At 69.3% G+C, this 20,145-nt stretch carries 17 protein-coding genes and 1 pseudogene; 4 read left to right on the top strand and 14 right to left on the bottom strand.

Annotated features, from left to right (window positions below):
- Positions 1–433: 433 nt before the first annotated feature.
- The 4 genes from ACFU53_RS11100 to ACFU53_RS11115 all read right to left on the bottom strand — a co-directional run bounded on the left by ACFU53_RS11100 (position 434) and on the right by ACFU53_RS11115 (position 2,487).
- A complete protein-coding gene (locus ACFU53_RS11100) occupies positions 434–943 on the bottom strand; it encodes a cupin domain-containing protein (protein WP_383989074.1) in 510 nt (169 codons plus the stop codon).
- Between the two features lie 19 nt (positions 944–962).
- The gene (locus ACFU53_RS11105) at positions 963–1,178 is read right to left on the bottom strand and encodes a hypothetical protein (protein ID WP_383989128.1); all 216 of its coding nucleotides are present in this window, start codon (positions 1,176–1,178) and stop codon (positions 963–965) included.
- Positions 1,115–1,798, bottom strand: coding sequence for an NmrA family NAD(P)-binding protein (locus tag ACFU53_RS11110; protein WP_383989077.1), 684 nt, complete (start codon positions 1,796–1,798; stop codon positions 1,115–1,117). The genes ACFU53_RS11105 and ACFU53_RS11110 overlap by 64 nt, the downstream gene beginning before the upstream one ends.
- Before the next feature lie 122 nt (positions 1,799–1,920).
- Positions 1,921–2,487, bottom strand: coding sequence for a hypothetical protein (locus tag ACFU53_RS11115; RefSeq protein WP_383989080.1), 567 nt, complete (start codon positions 2,485–2,487; stop codon positions 1,921–1,923).
- Positions 2,488–3,142: 655 nt separating this feature from the next.
- Between ACFU53_RS11115 and ACFU53_RS11120 the strand changes: the two are divergent.
- Positions 3,143–3,226, top strand: a pseudogene (locus tag ACFU53_RS11120) (regulator); the annotation flags it as partial.
- Positions 3,227–3,279: 53 nt separating this feature from the next.
- Here ACFU53_RS11120 and ACFU53_RS11125 read toward each other — a convergent pair.
- The 6 genes from ACFU53_RS11125 to ACFU53_RS11150 all read right to left on the bottom strand — a co-directional run bounded on the left by ACFU53_RS11125 (position 3,280) and on the right by ACFU53_RS11150 (position 10,138).
- Entirely contained in the window at positions 3,280–4,035 is a 756-nt protein-coding gene (locus ACFU53_RS11125) for a class I mannose-6-phosphate isomerase (protein ID WP_383989083.1), read from the bottom strand.
- A gap of 43 nt (positions 4,036–4,078) precedes the next feature.
- Positions 4,079–4,900: an SDR family oxidoreductase gene (locus ACFU53_RS11130; RefSeq protein WP_383989086.1), complete on the bottom strand. Its 822-nt coding sequence runs from the start codon at positions 4,898–4,900 to the stop codon at positions 4,079–4,081.
- Between the two features lie 1,268 nt (positions 4,901–6,168).
- Positions 6,169–7,077: an SDR family oxidoreductase gene (locus ACFU53_RS11135; protein ID WP_383989089.1), complete on the bottom strand. Its 909-nt coding sequence runs from the start codon at positions 7,075–7,077 to the stop codon at positions 6,169–6,171.
- A 542-nt stretch (positions 7,078–7,619) separates the two neighbouring features.
- Entirely contained in the window at positions 7,620–8,099 is a 480-nt protein-coding gene (locus tag ACFU53_RS11140) for a MarR family winged helix-turn-helix transcriptional regulator (RefSeq protein WP_383989092.1), read from the bottom strand.
- A gap of 7 nt (positions 8,100–8,106) precedes the next feature.
- Positions 8,107–9,168: an alkene reductase gene (locus ACFU53_RS11145; protein WP_383989095.1), complete on the bottom strand. Its 1,062-nt coding sequence runs from the start codon at positions 9,166–9,168 to the stop codon at positions 8,107–8,109.
- Positions 9,169–9,232: 64 nt separating this feature from the next.
- The gene (locus tag ACFU53_RS11150) at positions 9,233–10,138 is read right to left on the bottom strand and encodes an NADP-dependent oxidoreductase (RefSeq protein ID WP_383989098.1); all 906 of its coding nucleotides are present in this window, start codon (positions 10,136–10,138) and stop codon (positions 9,233–9,235) included.
- 820 nt (positions 10,139–10,958) lie between these two features.
- On the opposite strand from ACFU53_RS11150, the gene ACFU53_RS11155 reads away from it, so the two are divergent.
- Positions 10,959–11,339: a type II toxin-antitoxin system RelE/ParE family toxin gene (locus ACFU53_RS11155; protein ID WP_383989100.1), complete on the top strand. Its 381-nt coding sequence runs from the start codon at positions 10,959–10,961 to the stop codon at positions 11,337–11,339.
- Complete coding sequence (locus ACFU53_RS11160; protein WP_383989103.1) at positions 11,336–11,674, top strand: XRE family transcriptional regulator; 339 nt, start codon at positions 11,336–11,338, stop codon at positions 11,672–11,674. Before ACFU53_RS11155 ends, ACFU53_RS11160 begins: the two co-directional genes overlap by 4 nt.
- 898 nt (positions 11,675–12,572) lie before the next feature.
- Here the strand turns inward: ACFU53_RS11160 and ACFU53_RS11165 are convergent.
- Positions 12,573–12,824, bottom strand: a complete 252-nt coding sequence (locus ACFU53_RS11165) for a hypothetical protein (protein ID WP_383989106.1) — start codon at positions 12,822–12,824, stop codon at positions 12,573–12,575.
- 55 nt (positions 12,825–12,879) lie between these two features.
- On the bottom strand, positions 12,880–15,324 hold the full coding sequence (locus tag ACFU53_RS11170; RefSeq protein WP_383989109.1) for a SpoIIE family protein phosphatase: 2,445 nt from the start codon (positions 15,322–15,324) through the stop codon (positions 12,880–12,882).
- 136 nt (positions 15,325–15,460) lie between these two features.
- Here ACFU53_RS11170 and ACFU53_RS11175 point away from each other — a divergent pair, with 136 nt between their 5' ends.
- Positions 15,461–16,924, top strand: a complete 1,464-nt coding sequence (locus ACFU53_RS11175) for an aldehyde dehydrogenase family protein (protein WP_383989112.1) — start codon at positions 15,461–15,463, stop codon at positions 16,922–16,924.
- Positions 16,925–17,621: 697 nt separating this feature from the next.
- Here ACFU53_RS11175 and ACFU53_RS11180 read toward each other — a convergent pair.
- Together ACFU53_RS11180 and ACFU53_RS11185 are read right to left on the bottom strand one after the other, a co-directional pair.
- Positions 17,622–19,208 (bottom strand): Na+/H+ antiporter, encoded by a 1,587-nt coding sequence (locus tag ACFU53_RS11180; protein ID WP_383989115.1) that lies wholly within the window; start codon positions 19,206–19,208, stop codon positions 17,622–17,624.
- Between the two features lie 67 nt (positions 19,209–19,275).
- Positions 19,276–20,145, bottom strand: an 870-nt coding sequence (locus ACFU53_RS11185) for a DUF2255 family protein (RefSeq protein WP_383989118.1), incomplete at its 5' end; no start/stop codon positions are given.

The raw sequence follows: 20,145 nt of genomic DNA on the forward strand, positions 1-20,145 counted from the left end.
CCGCTCTGCCATGACGCCCCGAGCCAGAGGGCCTGCCGGGTCGTGGTTCGACCGGCGCGCGCCTGACCATGGCGTAGCGCGCGGGCGTGCCTCCGGGGCGGCACGCCATGGCGGTGTTCCAGCGCGATGGGGCGCACTCATACCCGGCATTCCGGGTGGTGGCTGATCTCCCGGACCGACGGCTGCAGTGGGCCCGGCTCTATCTGAGCGGTGGGGGTCGGACCGCGCGCGTCTCTGCTCTCCGGAGGCCGATGCCCGGTCTGGGCCGTAGGGGATCGGCGGACCGCTGGACCTGGATCCTGATCGTTGGCCGCGCCCAGTTCCGGCTCGCCCGGCCCGTTGCCGGGGACCTCCGCCGGCCATGGGAGAAACCCGCTGGCCCCGACCGGCTAACTGGCGCTGACGTTTCCCCGAGCCGGTGCGCTTTGTTCCCTCAGTTTGTGGTGGGGGATGTGAGGGGGGTGAGTTGGTGGATGTCGTGGCGGAGCCGTAGTGCTGCGATCTCGGCTTGGTCCGGGGGCCCTGGGGTGCTCAGGAGATCGGTGAGTTCCTGGAGGTAGGTCTCGTGGCCGGCGGGGGAGACGAGGAAGAGCATCCGGGCGGGTCCGGTCCCGGGGTTGGAGAAGGCGTGGGGGCATCCGGCGGGCACGAACATGAAGCTCCCGGGTCCGCCCCGCAACACGGTCGCTCCGGTCTCGGACTCCCAGGAACGCCAGTCGCCGGTGGCCTGGGTGGCCGGGTGGAAGGCGAGGAGATCGAGTTCGCCTTCCAGGACGTAGAACACCTCCTCGGCATGGTGGTGCAGGTGCGCTCCGACATCGAATCCCGGCGCGACCTCGGCCTCGAACGTCGACCAGGTCGTCGACCGTTCAGCACCCGCCTTCAGGGTCATGGTCTGGATCCGGCGGCCGCCACCGGGCGGTAGCAGCAGTCCATCGGTCATGTCTCCTCGTTTCCCGGGTTCAGGGCTTCCAGCCGGTGCTGCGCAACCAGGTCCCGAGGCTCATCAGGCCGGGAGGGTGCTCCCGCAGGGCTGAGACGTCGGGCAGACCGGCAGGCCGCTCATTGCAGAACGTGACCATCTGGGTGAGCTGTTCGTCGAAGGCTCGTATCCTCATCGCCTTCCGCAGCGACGTCGGATCGTCCAGGTCGCCGCCGACAACGTCGGCTCCCGCCACACAGTGCCCTGGCCGGGGGTGAATCGGGGGCGCACCAGGGCCCTGACCGGTCGGCCGCACTCGAGCAGTTGCCGTGCGGTCGCGCCACCTTGCCGGCCGGTGGCACCGATGACCAGCACGGGGCCCAGCGATCTGCCATACGAAGCTCCTTGCGGAAATGGCTGGGCCGATACATCTCGCGCGGGGTCAAGTAGGCATGGAGCGGTGTCCCGGAGGACCGGCCAGCAGCCCGCGGTGCCGAACTCGTCGCCTTCCTCCGTGCTCAGCGGGCGGGACTGCAGCCGGCTGATGTAGGCGTGCGAGACGGCTACCGCGGTCTGCGCCGGATTCGCGGACTGCGACAGGAAGAGCTCACCGCGCCAATACCGGGTGGGCCCGTCCTCCCTGGGGAGGACGGGCCTGGTGCGCTCAGCGTGCGGTGTCAGCTGCAGGTCCGGTGGTCGTGGCCGGCGAGTCGCGGCACGCCCCCTTTTTTTTGCGGTCACGTACCGCGCACGCCGTCGCCGCAAGCTACGGATTCGGTTCAACCGCGCTTCCGCGCCGCCTCCGGAATGTCGCTCAGCGAATGCCGGGAACTCTCCCGGACCGGTTCTTCCGGCAGCCAGGACAGCGCCACGCACGACCCGTTGTCACTGACGAAGCGAAGCGGTCGTACTGCACTTCGCCCAAGCCGGCCAACCAGCGTGGGTCCTGAGGAGGTACGCCATGCTGAACCAGCCCTCCTGCGGTCGGCGGCTCTGGGTCAGTAAAGCGCGATCGAGCTCACCAGGTCATTCCAACTGCCGTTTCCCATGTACCCGTCGGACTGCCACGCTCCGACGTAGACAGGGGAGGGGTTGCTTCCCCTGCCATCGTTGTCCTTGGCGAAGGAGGTGGCGCAATTGCCTGTCTTGTAGGAAGAGGTCTGGTCGTTGAAGCCGTAGTCGCCCAGGTTCTGCCAGTAGCCGCTGTCGTAGAACGACAGGATCCGGCCCTGGGGGTAGGGGGAAGAGTTGAAGTTGGCGTGCTCGTACAGGCGCAGCGGGGTGGAACAGTAGCCCTGGGCAGTGCGGGGGCTTGCGGTCTTGGCCTGTTGAGCGGCCTTTGTGTCGCTCTCCTTGGCGGTGCGGAAGCAGTCGATGACGCCGCGCTGGACGTTGCAGGCCTTGGCAGCGCCCCAGTCCTTGGACAGGTCGATCGTCTTGCCCTCGAAGTGCGCGGTGGTCGACGTCCCGGCCGCCTGGGCGGTCGGTGCCACGACGGTGGTGCTTCCTACTGCCAGCGCGAGTCCGCCGAGCGTGATGCCTGCCTTGGCAAGGATTCTCTGCATTCTGCTTGCTCCCTTGGTTGGGTCGGTTTGAAGCATGGCGGAGGGTTACTTGCGTTCGTCCTCCCTGAGGGAGGACGAGCATGGTGCGCTGTGGCTGTCTCCCCGTAGGCGAACGGGGAGGCATGCATGGGCATGGCGCTTGATGTGTTCACCGGGGTGTCGGCATCCCGCCGCACGGCACAGGACAGCGGCCCAAGGGCCTTGTCGCCTGCGTCCCGCAGTGGGGTGAGCTTGCTGTGCGATCAGCCCGACAACCGGCGTTCTGCTGCGATTCCTGTACGTACCCGGGGCAACTCCTGCGGGTAGGTGCCATTCCACCCCGGGTTGATGCCTGCCCACTCGTCGTGGCCGTCCGTTCGTTGTGCGGCTCGACGCCTGCCGAGCTGAGCCTCGGCGTTGTGTGTCGCGCTCTTCCCTGTCCTGCACCACGGTGCGCGGCCGACCGTCGGTGAATCTTGGACAAACGTTGAATTGGCTGGTCGAAGGTGCTATCCCAAGGTGGGGACTTGAGACTCGGGGGCGTGCGGTGACGGTTGAGTTCGATGTGCTCGAAAGCGTCGAGGCGCGTGTGGGCGGCCGAATCGTCGATCTGGGGCATGCCCGGCAGCGGTGTGTGCTGGCAGTGCTGCTGGTGGACGTCAACCAGGTGGTTTCGGTGGAACAGCTCGTCGAGCGTGTCTGGGCCGACCGTCCTCCGCAGCGGGTCCGGAACGCGCTTTACGGTTACGTCTCCCGTCTGCGGCAAGCCTTGGCCGTCGCGGAGGGGGCGGACATCGTCCGGCGATCCGGTGGTTATGTCCTCGACGTCGAGCGACCGCAGTGGGTCTGCACCGATTCCATGACGGAGTGGAACTCGGGACGCGGTCCGGGACGCCACTCGTCGAGGAGCCGACCGAGGTTGGTGTGCCACTCCTCGTCGTCCAGTTCCGAGCCGTCCTCCATGTGCCGCCGCATGGCGTGCTGCTGGATGTCGGAGGTCTGCTCGATCTCGTAGACCAGGGTGCCGGGCCCGAAACTGTGCAACGTGCCACCGGGCACGTAGACGGTCTGCCCGGACCGCATCGGAAGCCGGCGCATGACCGCATCGAAGTCCTGTGCGAGCAGCGCCCGGTGCAGCGTCTCCCGGTCCACGCCGGCCTTCACCCCCACCAGGGCGGTGGCTCCCGGGGCCGCGTCGAGGTCGTGCCACGCCTCGGTCTTGCCGTGGGGCTCGCCCTCCAGGCGGCGCGCCGTGTCGTCGTCGGCGTGCAGATGGACCGGGAGGGCGCCGGTGGCGTCGATGAACTTGGTCAGCACCGGGAAGCGTGGGCCGCGCCATCCCGGTCCCACGAGTTCGCCGGGGTGGTCCTCGACGAGTCGGCGCAGGGTGCGTCCGGCCAGCGGGCCGTCCGCAACCCGCGCTCCCTCACCGTCCACGTCGCTGACCTCCCACGTCTCGGCGACCTGGCCGTCGGGCAGGCCGGTACGGCCCAGCCGTTCGGCGAGGGCGCGGCCGCCGAAGACGTGCTGCTTGACCGGGGTGGTCAGCCGCAAGGGGTACCAGTCCACGGTTGCCTCCCGGTTCCTGATGGCGTGTCAGAGGACATGGAGGTCAGAGGATGGGCTGGCCACCGGTGACGGCGATGCGCGCGCCCGAGACGTAGGCAGCCTCGTCGGAGGCGAGCATCACGTACACGGGAGCGACTTCGGCCGGCTGTCCGGCTCGTCCCAGTGGCGTCTGGGCGCCGAAGTCCTCGACCTGCTCGGCCGGCATCGTGGCGGGGATGAGCGGCGTCCAGATGGGCCCGGGGGCGACGCTGTTCACTCGGATGCCACGCTCGGCGAGCGACTGGGACAGGGAGCCGACCATGTTGGCGATGCCGGCCTTCGTCGCGTTGTACGCCAGCAGACCCGGCGGCGGTGTGTCGGAGTTCACCGAACTGGACGCGATGATCGACGCCCCCGGCTTCATGTGCGGCACCGCCGCCTTGCAGAGGTGGAACATGGCACTGAGGTTGGTCGCCAGCGTGTGGTCCCACTCCTCGTCGGGGATCTCCTCGATCGAGTCGCGGAACATCTGGAACGCCGCGTTGCTGACCAGGACGTCGATGCGGCCGAACTCCTCGACGGCCCGTGCCACCACGTCTCGGCAGTGGGCAGGGTCGGTCAGGTCGCCCGGCACCATGACCGCCTTGCGGCCGGCCTCCTCCACCCAGCGCGCCGTGTCGCGGGCGTCGTCGCCCTCCTCGTCCAGGTACGAGAGGAGAACGTCGGCGCCCTCGCGGGCGTAGGCGATCGCGACGCGTGCGGATGTCCTGCTCCAGGTCGGGCAGGTAGCCGAGGAGGACGTCGGCGGGCCCCTGGATGCGTACGCGGCCCAGCGCGGCAGGGAGCAGCAGGCTCCGGGCGCGCCCGATCCGCTCGGACCGGCCACCGGACTCCACGCTGACCGGGGCGCCGACGTTGCTGACGACCAGCGCGGTGGAGAACTCCCGCACCAGTGGCGCCGTCGTGCCCGCCCGCCACCGCTCCAGCGCGAAGTACGGGCCGGCGCACAGCACGGTGCGCTCCACGCCGTCGTCGACCTGGACGCTCAGACCGCACGGGCCCGCACTCCCCGTAGACGTTTGACTTGTGGCGACTGTTCGCAGAATCTCCTCCCCGACATCCGGGGCTTAGCCTCTGCGCGTGGTAGGGAAATCCGCTGCGCCATGGTTCGACTGCGTCCGCTGAGCTGGAGTGACGTCCGGGATTCCGTGTCGGCAGGTCTCTCATGGAGCGGCAGGGACCAGCGAGGGACCGCAAGGACAGGAATCAACCGACTAGGACCGCGCAAGGCCGACACAGGTGCACGCTTCTGACCTGCAAGAACGCCATGAATCGGCATGGATCGGCAAGGACCGCCAAGATTCCCAATGGACTCATAATCCGTCGGCCGTGGGTTCGAGTCCCACCCGCCCCACCACTACAGGTTTCTGACCTGAGGAATCGTTCGTTTTTGGCTGTCGGAGCGTCAACTTTGCCTGAACGGACTGAATCCGCTGCTCGTGGGTTTGGAGTCGGGCGGTGCTCGGGGGAGCTCCACCCCCTGACCTGCGGGTGAGTAGATGATCGAGGGTGTCGCTCGCGGCCTGGGCGACTGCCTTGAGGGCCGATGCCAGGACCCAGGGGCCGTACAGGGGCCGGGACGGCGCAGACGTGTCCAGGCCGACGGTGTTTCGGGGTCGATTCGTTGTCCCATTTGATGGTTGCGTGGCTGGGGCAGCCATCCACAGGGCGGACAGTTGAGTACCGGGCCGGCGGCGGAGGAGGCAGTGCTGATACCGGCGCGGCGGGTGCGCGGACGCGGTAGGGCGACGTCGGCTGCCGTCTGTGCTGTGGAAAACCTGTCGCTGCTGAGGAAGTGTCCCGGCGATGGCCGAGGGGCAAGGAAACGGCCCGAAGGGGAAACGGCCCCGATGGGTCACTCGACCCTCTCGGCTGGCCTCGCGCCACAGTCGCTCCCCTGGAGAGCTCCTGGCTGTCAGGAACCGCTGCCACCGCAGCAGGTGCCGTGGTTTTGCCAGTTCAGGTGAAGCCCGGCTGGAGTCGGCCCGGCAGTCCCATTCCGGGTGCGGCAGGAATGTACGGCGATCTGTCAGAGCGGTCCTCCCACTCACCGGTTGGGCCCCGCCCGGGCGGCCGGACCGGCATGCGGGCTGGTCACCGGTGCTGCGCCGTGCCCAGCTCGTCGGTGTACCGGCCGAGGACGTCCTCGGCGGTGGGGGCGGGGCCGAACAGCTGCTCCTGGCGGCGGGGGTCGGCGACGTAGCGGCCGCTGTCGAACCAGCTGAACATCGCGGCCATGTCCTTGACCAGGGGCATGAAGCGTCCGGCGATGGCTCCTGCGGCGCGGGCGACGACGGAGGGGACGGCCCGTACCTTGATCTCCTTGCCGGCCCGGTTGCCCATCAGGTCGGCCATCCCGCGCATGCTGACCGGACGGTCCCAGCCGATGTCGATGCGCTCACCGTTGTCCGCCTCGGCGTCGACGGCGGCCGCCAGGTACGCCGCGAGGTCTGAGGTGTGGACGAAGGTCAGCGGGACGGTGGTCTTGCCGATCCACGCCAGGCGGCCCTTGTCGATCGGGTTGCCCGCCATGGTCGCGATCTGGTCGAGGAAGGCACCCGGCCGCAGTGCGACGAACGGGACGCCGAGCTGTTCGAGCTTGTCCTCGGCGAGCTTCTTGTGCCAGAAGTGCGGGACCTGGGGCGTCTGGTCGCTGGTGAGGATGCTGGTCAGGACGAACCGCCGGATGCCGGTGCGGTGGGCGGCCTCAGCGAGGTTGGCGTTGCCGACGGTGTCGATGTCGTGCGCGTTCTTGCCGCCGCGGGTGTAGCCGGCAGCGGTGGTGATGACGGCATCGGCGCCGTTCATGGCGGCGACGAGCGAGTCGAGGTCGAGCATGTCGCCGCGGGCGATCTCGACACCCCGGTTTTCGAGCCGGCTCGCGTCGGTGGTCGGCCGGACCAGGGCGCGGACGTTCTTACCGCGCCCCAGCAGTTCGTCGACGACCTTGCCGCCGAGGGAACCGGTCGCGCCGACGACGAGGACGGGGAGGGTGGTGGTCATGGGGGTCTCACTTTCCATCAGGTCAGTGGTGGTGAGGGGAATTGGGTGGGCGGGGTAATGGTGGTCGCGGGAGGCGGGCGCCGTCGGCCCGGGTCGCTCAGGGGGTTGGCCTGTGGTGGGCGGGTCCGCGGCGCGGGTCACCGGCGGCCTGCAGGAGCTCGCGGGGGTCGAAGGCGGCCCGGACGCGGGTGATGCGGCCAACCTTCATGCGGGCCGGACGGCGACGGGGAAGGGCTCGCAGGCCCCGCGGGTGTCGCCCTGGCCCCGAATGAGTTCCGTCCTGCCTCCATCGGGACAGCTCGCGCTTGCCCCTCACACTGAGGCCCGTTCACCCCGGTTCTCCCCGAGGTACGGGAGTGAACGGGCGGGTTCCACCGCATCCGCCGGCTCGGCTCGCCGGGTCTTCTTCCGACAGTCGGGGAGCCTGGCTCCGTTCAGCATGGGCCTTCGTGAGCCGAGTGCGCTGCAGCACTGTCCACTTCGCAGGAACGCCGGAAACGATTCGCACACCAGGCCGGAACCGGGGTGCAAGCCGAGGGGAGTTACTCGGCCTCTTCCCGCGGAAGAGCGCGGCTGTTGATCGCGTCGGTGATGGCGTAGGCGGTGCGGACGAAGGACTCTGCCTGCTGCGCCGACAGGTCCCGCGCGGAGGTCTCCTCCAGGGCCCGCCACATGGCAGCGATGGGCTCGCGCATGGCACGGCCCTGGTCGGTGAGGTGGACGACCATGACGCGCCGGTCGTGTTCGGCCGGCTCGCGGATGAGCAGGCCGGCGTCCTGCATGCGGCGCAGGGACTTGGAGACGGTGGAGTGGTCCAGGCCGACGCTTTCGAGCAGTTCGGACTGGGTCTGGCCGTCCCGGTCGAGAAGTTGCATCAGCAGCAGTTCCTGTCCGGGATGCAGGTCCATCTCGCGGAGCATGGCGGCGGCGCGGGCGCGGTGAGCGCGGGCGAGCTGGAAGATCGCGTAGCTCATCGGCCCCTCGCCGGCCGTGGAGGGGGTGCGGTGTGTGGGGGCGGGCATCGGTTCCTCAGACGGTGTGGGTGGGGTAGTCGGTGTAGCCGGCCACTCCGCCGCCGTAGAAGGTCGCCGGGTCGGGGGTGTTCAGCGGCGCGTCAGAGCGTAGCCGCTCGACCAGGTCCGGGTTGGCGAGCGCGAGGGCACCGACAGAGACAAGGTCGGCCGTGCCGTTGTCGACGTCCTTGGCGCGGGTGGGCAGGTCGGTGCCGGCCCGGTTGAGGATCAGAGTGGTCGGCCACAGCGCGCGCAGGGTGCCCAGCAGCGCGTCGTCGCCGGCGTGGAGGATGTGGAGGTAGGCGAGGCCGAGCGGGCTGAGGGCGCGCAGGAGTGCCGGATACAGCTCGGCGGTGTCGGACTCGGCGATGTCGTTGTAGGGGTTGCCGGGGGAGATGCGCAGGCCGGTGCGGTCGGCGCCGATCTCGTCGGCTACGGCAGCGGCGACCTCGACGGCGAAGCGGATGCGGTTGTCGATGGAGCCGCCGTAGCGGTCGGTGCGCTGGTTGGTGTTGTCGGCGAGGAACTGGTGCACGAGGTAGCCGTTGGCGCCGTGGATCTCCACGCCGTCGGCGCCTGCCGCGACGGCGGCCGCTGCGGCGCGGCGGAAGTCGTCGACGGTCGCCGCGACCTCCTGCGTCGACAGCGCACGGGGCGTCGGCATCTCCTGGGGCCCGGACGCGGTGAACATCGCGGCCTGCGGCTGGATCGCCGATGGGGCGACCGGCTGACGGCCGTGGGGGGTGTTGTCAGGGTGGGAGATGCGTCCGGTGTGCATCAGCTGGATGACGATCCGGCCGTCGGCCGCGTGCACGGCGTCGGTGACCTTGCGCCACCCGGCGATCTGATCGTCATTGTGGATGCCGGGGGTGAGGAGGTAGCCCTGGCCGTCGGTGGAGGGCTGGGTTCCCTCGGTGATGATGAGCGCGTGCGAGGCCCGCTGGGCGTAGTACTCGGCGTTCAGCTCGGTCGGTATGCCTTCAGGCGTGGAGCGGTCACGGGTCATGGGGGCCATGACCAGGCGGTGCGGGAGGGAGATGTCGCCGACGGTGGTCGGCGTCCAGAGGGCGTTCAGCATGCGTGGTCCTTCGGTGCGGTGATGGCCAGGTGATGATCGGAACAAGAGGGAATGGCGGGCGTGATCAGTCGAGGGTGAGGACGAGCTTGCCCCGGACATGCCCGGCGTCGCTGATCTGCTGGGCCGTGGCGGCCTGATCGAGCGGGTAGGCGGTGACGGTGGTGACGAGGTCGCCGGTCGCGGCGTCCTGCGCCAGCGCGGCCAGGCGGGCGGCCGAGCGTTCCTGGCCACCGCTGGAGAAGGTGATGCCGAGCTGGTGCGCGCGGAAGTCGGCGATGGTGACGATGCGCTCGGTGCCGCCGCGCAGGGTGATGGAGTCCTCGAGGGCTCCCTTGCCGGCCAGGTCGAACACCGCGTCCACGCCGTCGGGGGCGAGCGTCCGGACCCGTTCGACCAGGCCCTCGCCGTAGAGGGTCGCGGTGGCGCCGAGCGAGGTGAGGTAGTCCTGGTTGGCGGGGCCGGCGGTGGCGATGACGCGTGCTCCGCGGGCCGTGGCGAGCTGGACCGCCAGGGTGCCGACCGCTCCGGCCGCGCCGTGCATGAGCACGGTCTCCCCGGCGGTGACGCCGAGCAGGTCCAGGACCCGCTCGGCCGTCTCGGCGGCCACCGGCAGCGCGACCGCGTGCTGCCAGTCGAGGCCGGCTGGCTTGGGGGACACGGTGGTGGCCAGCGCGTACTGGGCGTACGAGCCGGTGTCCGACCAGCCCAGCACCTCATCGCCGACCTGCACGTCCTGCACGCCCTCGCCGAGGGCGTCCACCACGCCGGCGAGCTCGTGACCGGGGACGGAGGGGAGCGGCGTGGGGAACACGGCCTCCAGTGCCCCAGAGCGGATCTTGCCGTCCAGCGCGTTCAGCCCGGCCGCCTTGACGCGGACGCGGATCTGCCCGGGGCCGGGCTGCGGGACCTCGATGTCCGCCTCGTGCAGCACTTCCGTGCCACCGAAACGGTCGAACAGGATGGCTTTCATGATGGCTCCTCTCATGTCGCCACCCATTTAGGTGGCTGGACACATAATCAACGTAACAGCAAACATGTGGCTAGCCAAGTATTTGCTGTCGCTCGGGCTGTGCAAGATCGGCCGCGGTTGCATCGGTCTCCTCGGGGTGGCGGTCGAAGCGGGAGGCGCTCCGCCGGAGCGCGCCTTCCGCAGCCAAGGGCTACGTCGACTGGAAGCTGGACGACCGGGCCGGCCAGGCCCCAGCGGTGCGCGGCTTCCTTCTGGTTCGGGCCCGGGTCGGCTCGCGGTTGGCCGCCCGGGCGGCCTCCAGCTCCGCGTCCCTCTCCTCCGGCCGCGCCAACAGCTTGGTGTTCGCCTGTTCCAGGCGGGAGGCCTGACGCCCCCGTACGGCCCGACCTGGTTGCGGAGTTCCCTGCCGATGAGCAGTCGTCCAGGGTCAGTACCGCCACCCGCCCGCTTCCTGTGCTTGCGCGACGACCTCACAGGCCACCAGGTTTCGCCCTTCGGTAGCTGACGGAACTCGGGTCGCCCTTCTCGCGGAGCATGTGGCCGAGCGCCTGAACGGCTCCTCGGCAAGGAAGGGCAGCAGCGCGTCGTCGGCCTCTCCGTGTAAGTCCACGGCGGCCCGTGTGCCCTCGATCGCCACGTACTCGGCAGACGGCAGCGGCGCGCAGCGCAGCCGCCCCTTGACGTCGAGTGGCAGGATGCGGTCGCCGCGGCATCGTGCAGGATCAGCGGCGGTACGTCCGCACTGCGAGAACGGTAGCCCTCTCCAATTATGACGTCAGTGGTGTATGCCGCCAGTGTAATAAGCGCAGATGGGGGACGCGTGTATGGCTTGGAAGACTGTCGTGGTCGAGCCGGCTCTTCGTGGCTTCACGGCCTGCGCCGCACTGATCGCGACACCCTGATTCAGGTCAGTCAAGCTGTCACTGCCCTTCAGAAGGAAGGTCCCGCGCTGGGCCGGCCTCTGGTGGATACGATCAAGGGCTCGGCGCTGTCGAACCTCAAGGAGCTCCGCCCTGGCTCGGCGGGGGCGACTGAAGTGCGGTTGTTGTTCGTGTTCGACCCGGACCGCCAGGCAGTGATCCTGGTGGGCGGCGACAAGGCGGGCAACTGGTCCGGCTGGTATCGCGTCGCGGTGCCCCAGGCAGAGCAGGCGTACGCGGAGCATCTGAAGCGAATCGATGGAGAGGACGGGGCACGATGACTGATCACCTCAAGGACCCGCAGGCCGTCTCCTGGGGAGACCTGGCCGAGGAATTCGCCTTCACCGATGCTGAAAGGGACCAGATTCAAAAGGGGGCGCAGGCGATGGTCCTGGCCTCCCGTGTGCACCGTCTTGCCGAGTTGCGGAAGCGGCAGCACACCACACAGGTCCAGGTCGCCGAAGCCATGGGTGTCACCCAGGCCCGCGTCTCACGCATCGAGAAGGGTCAACTGGAGCGCAGCGAGGTCGACACCCTCGCCGCCTACGTCAAGGCGCTCGGCGGCAAGTTGAAGATCGTCGCTGACTTCGGTGATGAGACCTATGTCCTTGGCTGACCCGTCGACGCGCTGCGACCCAGGTCGATGAGCGGTCCGGTGGACAGGCTCGCGCCTTGACGTCAGGGATGATGCTCCACCCCGGGACAAGGGGTGGAGCCACATCTCGTCGGTAAGGGACTCCGCTGTGCGAAGGTTCCATCCTCTTGGCTGAACTGGGCGGACGCGGCTGCTGCTGTGGTAAGCGTCCAACTCATCGACCCCCAGGGGCCATTGAGGGTCCACAAGGACAGGGACAGACCGACAAGCACTGCACAGGGCTGACACTGATCAGCACGTCTGACCTGCAAGAACGGCGTGAATCGGCAATGATCGACAAGGGCCGCCAAGATCCTCAAAGGACTCATAATCCGTCGGCCGTGGGTTCGAGTCCCACCCGCCCCACCATGCAGGCTCCTGACCTGCGAAAATGTAAATTTTCGGGTGTCGGAGCGTCAACTTTTCCTGAACGGAGTAGATCCGCTGCTCGTGAGTTTGGGGCCGGGGCCGTCTGCGTCGACTGACACTCGTCTGACCTGCACGAATGGGAGCAGGTGCGTAGCTGGCGAGACCTCGTCTGGTCCGCTGTGCTGCGACGGAGCCATGATTTGAGGCCATCCTGAGGCCGCCGGTATCGGGAATGCGTCCAGGAGGGGCTGCGCTCCGACCAGTCGTCTGCGTGTGTCTCCGGGTTCGATGTGGCGATCGTCTGGATCTGTGACCTCGCGAGGATCGCGTCTGGCGATCGCCGTAGGCGCCAAGGAACTGCCCCAAGAGGAAACGGCCCCGTGGGGACTCGCCCCCCTCGTGTAGTGCCGCATGGTCCTGGTGCGGCAGGTGGTCGGGCGGGTTGGCAGCGGGCTCCGTTCAGCTGATCGGACTACGGGCTGCCGGTAGCTGACCGTGTTCCGACGCCCGGTCACCGACCCTGTGACCCGCAGTCGCGGTCTTCGTCGATCCAGTGGCGGAACTTGGTGCGCTGGTAGCCGGTACGGTCCTCGTCATTGATCGGTAGTGCTTTGAGGGCGTCGAGTACGGGCATGGAGTTGGTGCGTGGGAATCCACGGGTGTGGCCGGACGTGCGTGACCCCGGCAGTGTCCAGGAGATCTGTGAGGCGTTCGGGTTTCGCTGCTGGGTCCAGTACATCTTCACCGGCGTGCTGCTCCGCACGCAGGCCTGCCCCGCTCGCCCGTGACTCACCGTGAGGACCTGATCCGCTCCGCTGTCAGGTGATGGGGAGGGCCTGTTCGGCCCAGATTGTTTTGCCGGTGTACGTCTGGCGGGTCCCCCAGCCCTGGGTGAGCTGGGCAACCAGGAGCAGGCCGCGGCCGCCTTCGTCGAAGGTGCGGGCGCGGCGCAGGTGGGGGGAGGTGTTGCTGGCGTCGGAGACCTCGCAGATGAGGTTGCGGTCGCGGATGAGCCGGAGCTCGATGGGGGCGCCGCCGTAGCGGATGGCGTTGGTGACGAGTTCGCTGACGACCAGTTCGGTGACGAAGGCGGCCTCGTCCAGGCCCCAGGTGGCCAGCTGCCGGCAGGTGTTCTTACGGGTCTCGGCGACCGCTGAGGGATCGGGCGGCACGTCCCAGGTGGCGACATGGGCTGCGTCCAGGGCGCGGGTGCGGGCTATCAGCAGCGCCACGTCGTCGGCGGGGCGGTCCGGGAGAAGCGTCTGGAGCACGGTGTCGCAGGTGCTCTCCAAGGACGAAGCCGGCCGGGCCAGCACCTCGCGCAGCGCGTCGAGGCCTTCGTCGATGTCGCGGCCACGGTCCTCGATGAGACCGTCGGTGTACAGCGCGAGGAGGCTGCCTTCGGGCAGTTCGATCTCGGTGACTTCGAAGGGCAGGCCGCCCAGCCCCAGCGGCGGGCCCGCGGGGACGTCGGGGAATTCCACGGCGCCGTCCGGGGTCGCCACCGCGGGTACGGGGTGACCCGCGCGAGCCAGGGTGCAGCGCCGGGAGACAGGGTCGTAGACGGCGTACAGGCAGGTCGCGCCGATGTCGCCGGTGGTGCCGGCTGCGCTTTCGGCCTCAGCGGACAGGTGGATGACCAGGTCGTCCAGGTGGGTCAGCAGCTCGTCGGGCGGGAGGTCGACATCGGCCAGGGTGCGCACGGCGGTGCGCAGCCGTCCCATGGTGGCCGAGGCCTGGATGCCGTGGCCGACGACGTCGCCGACGACGAGCGCCACCCGGGCGCCAGACAACGGGATCACGTCGAACCAGTCGCCGCCGACGCCGGCCTGCGTGCTGGCGGGCAGGTAACGGGAGGCGACATCGACGGCGGCCTGAGGGGGGAGCCGCTGTGGCAGGAGACTGCTCTGCAGGGTGAGGGAGGTGCGGCGCTCGCGGGTGTAGCGGCGGGCGTTGTCGATGCAGACGGCGGCCCTGGCGGTGATCTCCTCGCCCAGGAGCAGGTCGTCCTGCTCGAAGGGTTCCGGGCGCCGGTGGCGGGAGAAGGTGGCCACGCCGAGAGTGATGCCTCGGGCGCGCATCGGCACGGCCAGCACCGAGTGGAAGCCGTAGCGTCGCATCCGCTCGGCCCGGTCCGGGGTCTGGCTCGCCACCCGGTGCATCGAAGAAGCGGTCACGTTCTCGATCAGCGGCCGGCCGGTGGTCAGGCACCTGGCCGCAGTCGAATCGTCCGGGTACGCGGCCACCGTTCCGCGCCCCACCACGACCTCGGGGGAGCCCTCCAGGACGGACTGGTAGGCGACACGGCGCAGCATGACGGGGCTGGGCGGTGAGCCGGCGCGCGGGTCGTCGCCGCCTTCGATGGCGGGGAGCAGGTCGACGGTGACGAAGTCCGCGAGCTGGGGGATGGCCACGTCGGCGAGTTCCTGAGCGGTCCGGGCGAGGTCCAGAGTGCTGCCGATGCGGATGCTGGCTTCGTTGAGCAGGGCCAGACGTCCCCGGGCCAGGTGCTCCTCGGTCATGTCGTGTGCGGAGAGGAGCACTCCCCGTACCGTTCCCCCGGCGTCCCGCACAGGGGTGAGTGAAGTCGTCCAGATGCTCTCGCGCTCGTGGCCCGCCAGGTGCAGAATCTGCTGCAGATGCTGTTGTTCGCCGGTCTCCAGCGCCCGCCGCATGCACTGTTCCGTCCGGTCGCCCTCCGGGTCGACCACGATCTCCGACACGCGCAACCCCTGCATCGCCGCTTCGGGCAGGCCGATCACACGTTCCATGTCCGCGTTCGCGCGCCGCAGCCGCAGGCCGGTGTCGTAGAGCGCCGTCGTGGACGGGGACCGGGTGAACGCCCACATCACCAGTGTTTCGTTCTGGAGAGGCGACGACGGCCGGGCCAGCGGGGAGACCAGCAGCCACTCGCCGCCCCCGTTGTCCTCGCAGTCGGGCTCCCGGCGGTGGGCCAGCAGGTTCACCGCGAGGCGGTGGCCGTCCCGGTGCAGGAGAGTCGCCGTCCCGTTCCACCTCGGCAGCGTTTGCAGGGAGCGCAGCGTCTCGGCGGACGGCTCCCCGGCGAGCAGCGACGCCGCGGGCCGACCGATGACCTCCGCGGGCCGGTATCCGAGCAGCCGCCGTGCTCCCTCGCTCCACCCGGTCACGATGCCGTCCGGATCCACAGTGGCTCTGGCCGTGGCCGACTCGTCGATGAGGTCGTCCGGCCGGTACGCCGCCCGGTCGTCGTCGGCGGCTTCAGAACCCGTCATCACGTTCATCCGCCCTCACCTTGGTCTTTCCACCGTGCGTCCCGGCCCGGCCAGGAGCAACCGGGAGAGGGGTTGAACATATACGCTTTATAAAGGTATAGGCATAAAAAGGGGTATAAATGCATTGATGATGGAAAGGCGTGCCATGACTGTCACCGGCGAGGGAACGTGGCCGGACGCGACCGAATGGACTGGGAAGATCTACAGCGGCGGCTGGCGGCAGTCCGAGGGCGGGGCTCAGTCGGTGAACGAACCCGCCACGGGGGAGCGGCTGGCGGAGGTGGGTGTGGCGGCGCCCGCGGATGTCGCCCGGGCCGGGGCCCTGGCCGCCCGGGCTCAGCGGGCCTGGGCCGAGACGGCACCCCAGGAGCGCGCCGAGGTCCTGCTCCGCGCCGCTCGGGCGCTGCGCGACAACAGCGGGGCGATCCGCGAGTGGATCGTCAGGGAGTCCGGAGGCGTCCCGGCGAAGGGCGACTACGAGATCGCGGCCGGACTCAGCCAACTGGCGCAGGCCGTCGGGCTCGCGTCGCTGCCCCGCGGCGAGATCCTGAGCCCGTCGATGCCCGGTCAGGCCAGTTACGCATGGCGGGTACCGCTGGGGGTGGTCGGCGTCATCACCCCTTGGAACGCCCCCCTGCTGTTCGCCATGCGGGCCCTCGCGCCCGCGCTTGTGCTGGGCAACGCCGTCCTGCTCAAGCCCGATCCCCACACACCGGTGTCCGGCGGTGTCGTCGTGGCGCGGCTGTTCGAGGACGCCGAACTGCCCGAGGGGCTGCTCCACGTCCTGCCCGGAGGCCCGGGCACCGGTGAGGCGGTCGTGGCTGATCCCCACGTCGCCATGGTCGCGTTCACCGGCTCCACCGAGGCAGGACGGGCGGTCGCCCGTGCCGCGGGCGACGGGCTCAAGCAGGTGGCTCTGGAACTGGGCGGCAAGAACTCGATCGTCGTGCTCGACGACGCGGACGTCGACGCCGCCGCGGCAGCCGGGGCGATGAGTTCCTTCGGCTATCAGGGGCAGGCCTGCGTCGCCGCCGGACGTCATCTGGTGCACGCCGACCTCGTGGAGCCGTACACCGAGGCACTGATCGGGCAGGCCAAGGCGCTGCGGGTCGGCGACCCCCGAGAGAAGGGCGTGGCCCTCGGTCCCGTGATCAGCGAGCGCCAGGCCGCGAGGATCGAACGCATCGTGGACGAGAGCGTGGCCGCCGGGGCACGGGTGCTGGCCGGCGGACGCCGCGACGGGCTGTTCTACCCGCCCACCGTCCTGGACCACGTCGAGCGGACCATGCCCGCCTTCACCGAGGAGGTCTTTGGGCCCGTCGCCCCCGTCGTCGCGTTCCGTACCGACACGGAGGCTGTCGAGATCGCCAACGACACCGAATACGGCCTGACGGCGGCTGTGCACTCCCGTTCGGTGCCGCGGGCGGCGGCCATCGCCGAGCAGTTGCGCACCGGCATGGTGCACCTCAACGACGTCTCCACCAAGGATGCTGCGAACGCCCCCTTCGGCGGGATGGGAGCATCGGGCAACGGCTCCCGCGTCGGCGGCACCGCCAACCTGGAGCAGTTCACCCAGTGGCGCTGGATGACGGTGACCGAGGCGGTCTGATGCCTACGGTGCCGACCGCGTCCGCGCTGCAGACGTCTGCGCCCCGCGTTTTCAGCGCCGTCCGTTAACTCCCTCAAGAGTGGCGTCAACCTATGCTCGCCCCACCCGACAGTCGAGATACGCCCAGATCAGAGCGCCCAGGCGCCGATGCCGACGGCTACGACAGCCGCGATTCCCTCGTCCATGTGCGGATTCAGGCAGCACAGGCACTGTCTTGCGGGAGGTGGGCCATGTCGAAGGGGTGGCCGCAGACCAGGCTGGCGAGTTGAGATGCCGGCCTGCGAAACCCGGCCGCGAAACTCTGCCCGCGGGGGAGGGGCTCTGCGCGTTGGAACGGGAATCCGCTGCGGGCGGGTTCGATTCCCGTCCTTGAGCCGGCGTGATCGTCCTCTGCACCGTCAGTGCGATCCTGCCGGGCCTCATTGAGGCCGAGTTGGGGACACAAGGACAGGAACAGACTGACAAGGACTGAGGAGCACCCGCATGGATAACCCCGTCTGAACTGCGGAAACGTCATGGATGAGCGTTGATCGGCAAGGCCCGCCAAGATCCTCAAAGGACTCATGATCCGTCGGCCGTGGGTTCGAGTCCCACCCGCCCCACATCAGCACGGCTGTGACCTGAGGAAACGTTCAGTTTGTCCTGTCGGATCGTCAACTTGAAACGCGGCGAGGCGGGGGCGGGTGTCGGGCTCGGCTCACTCCGCCTGTTCGCGTCCGGCCAGCCGCACCTCTTCGTTGTCCAGGGCGGCCTGGAGGCGGCGCAGGACGGTGTCGTCGATGTGTCGTTCGTCGCGCAGGCGTACGACGGTTGCGCGTTTGTGGGCGATGAGGGCGAGGCGGAGGTCGGTGTAGTGGCGGTTGTGGAGCAGGGCGGAATCGCCGTCGGAGCCCGCGCCTCTGGCCCGTACGGTGGCCAGGTGGGCCTCGTGTTCCTGGCGCAGCCACTCCGTGACCTTCGGGGTGGTGCCCAGTTCGTCGGCGAGTTGCGGGAGTGCCTGGAGGGCTTCCTCGGTCGCGGTGGTGTCGGCGAGGACCTCTTCCTCGTCGACGGAGGTGTCGTGCGGCAGCCGGGCCCAGCGCACCACGCGCGGCAGCAGCAGTCCCTGCACCACGAGGGTCACCACGATGACGCCGGAGGTGACGAAGACGATGAAGTCACGGTCGGGGAAGGGAGCGCCGGAGTCGAGGGCCTCCGGCACCGAGAGCGCCACTGCGAGCGACACCGCGCCCCTGAAGCCCGCGAACCCGCTGACGACCCGGGCCCGGTGACTCATTCTCCGCAGCCGCTGCTGGGGACGCCGGTCGATGGCGCGGATCAGGTAGGCGGAGGAGAACAGGAACGCGAACCGGACGACGACCAGCACCACGCTGACCACTCCGATCGCGGTCAGGGCGTCCTGGAGGTCGGACCGGTTCAGGTGGCGCAGTGCGTACTGGAGTTCCACTCCGACCAGGACGAACAGGGTGCCGTTGATGATGAAGGTGAGCAGCGGCCAGAAGGCCAGGGCCTGACGCCGGTGCTCGGCGCGGATGAGGCTCGGAGCCACCTGGGCCATGATCAGCCCGCTCACGACGACCGCGAGGACGCCGGAGGCGTGGATGAACTCGGCGAGCAGATAGGCGGTGAACGGGGCCAGGATCATGACGAGGTTGCCCAGCAGGGGATCTTCCAGGCGGCGCCGCAGATTCATGTTGACCCAGGCGACCGCCACACCGACCGCCGCCCCTCCGCCGTAGGCCAGGAGGAACAGCGCGCCGACGTGCGGAAGGGTGAGGTGTTCCTCGCCGACGGTGATACCGACCGCCAGACCGAAGATGACCAGTGCGGTGCCGTCGTTGACGAGGCTTTCCGCGCGCAGCACGGTGACCTGACGGCGCGGCAGGGCGCGGGCCAGGACGCCCACCGCTGTCGCGTCGGTGGGCGCCACGGCCGCGCCCAGCGCCCAGGCCGGTCCCCACGGCAGTCCGAGCGCGTGTCCGGCGACCGCGACTGCGCCCGCGGTGAAGATCACCAGGACCGTGCTGAGCAGGGCGATTCCGCGCAGGTTCGTGCGGATCTCCCGCATGGACGTGGTGAGGCTCTCCCAGTACAGCAACACCGGCAGGAAGAGCAGCAGCACCACTTCCGGGGGAAGCTGCGTCTGGCGCACGGCGGGGACCAGCCCGACAAGGGCACCCACGACCAGCAGCACGACGGGCGGTGCGACGCCCAGGCGCTGAGCGACGTACTGGCCGACCAGCACGGCCACGCCCAGGAGTACGACGAGTTCGAGACCGATCATGGGGCTTGCTCCTGAGTCGGGCGGACGGCCGGCGGGAGTCCCGTGGCCGCCACCGGGCGCGTGTTGCTCATCTGGGCACCAGCTTCAGCGTCGTGGCGCGTGCGGCGACCATGGGATTGACGTACGCGCCGCCGAAGCGGCCGTACTTGGTGCGGTACGCGATGTCGATGCGGTCGTTGACGCCGGAGTCCGGCACCTCGACGAAAGTGACGTCCTTGTCGACGCCGCCGGAGTAAATGCTCCCCATGTGGCTCGTGCGGGCCGTGCGCCACCAGCCGCCGTCCGTACCCCGGAAGGAGCGGACGTACAGGTCGTCACCGTCGCGGACGACCCAGATCGGCACCGGACGGCGTGGGGTGGCGTCACGCCGGAGCGGTGACACCTCCAACTCGGCCGCTCCGCCGATGCGGTCGAGCTCGTCGCTCGTCCATGTCGGCGTCGGTGCGGCGGGAGCGGTGGTGAGGGGTTCACCGAGGTGGGTACGGGTGATGCCGAGCGAGTCCTCGAAGACGCGGTAGTCGGTGATCAGGCCGTCGGCGACGGTGAAACGCAGGATCATCTCGCTTTTGAGCACCTGTCCCGAGGGATGGAACCGGGAGGTGTACCGGCCCGGTACCAGGACCCGTCCGTCGGTCTCCACCATGGTTCGCAGCTCGAATGTGAGCGGTTCGACGTCGGCGAAGAACGCGGTGAGGGACTGCCGGATCTCCTCCGGGCCGGTGCGGCTCCCGGCCCAGGGGGTCAGCGCCGGGTCGCCCGGGATCGTCCACGTCACGTCGGGAGCGAAGTGGACGAGGATCCGCTCCAGGTCGCGGGTGCCGAAGGCGTCGAAGTACGCCTCGACGGTGGCGATCGCCTCGCTGGTCATGACTGGCGGTCCGTTCTGCTCGGTGGTTGCGGCGGTCGAACGGCCGCTGCTGCTCGGTGGTGCCGGTGG

Source organism: Streptomyces sp. NPDC057474 (assembly GCF_042802555.1).
GTDB lineage: Bacteria > Actinomycetota > Actinomycetes > Streptomycetales > Streptomycetaceae > Streptomyces.